Raw genomic sequence first — 237 nt, 5'->3', positions numbered from 1 at the left:
ATTAATTTTCTGAATAGTTTCATTAACTTCTTCAGCCTTAGTTTGTTTAGTCGATAGATTGGATAAAGCCATAGTATAATATAAAGCAATATCTTGGGGCTCATTGAATTTTTTGAAAATATCTTTAATTTTCTGAGCAATTTCAGCAATTTCTTCAGCGTTAGTTTGTTTGGTCGCTAGATTGGTTAAAGCCATAGTATAATATAAAGCAATATCTTGGGGCTCATTGAATTTTTT

General features: G+C 29.5%; 1 protein-coding gene. It reads right to left on the bottom strand.

Annotated elements, in window-relative coordinates; translation table 11 throughout:
* Nucleotides 1–195, bottom strand: a 195-nt coding sequence (locus tag ADM33_RS04090) for a hypothetical protein (protein ID WP_414716790.1), incomplete at its 3' end; no start/stop codon positions are given.
* Nucleotides 196–237 lie beyond the last annotated feature (42 nt).

The organism is Streptococcus oralis (assembly GCF_001075875.1).
In the GTDB taxonomy this organism is placed as follows: domain Bacteria; phylum Bacillota; class Bacilli; order Lactobacillales; family Streptococcaceae; genus Streptococcus; species Streptococcus oralis_I.
Note: the sequence above shows the minus strand (reverse complement) of the source record. Positions and strands in the feature narration are given on the sequence as shown.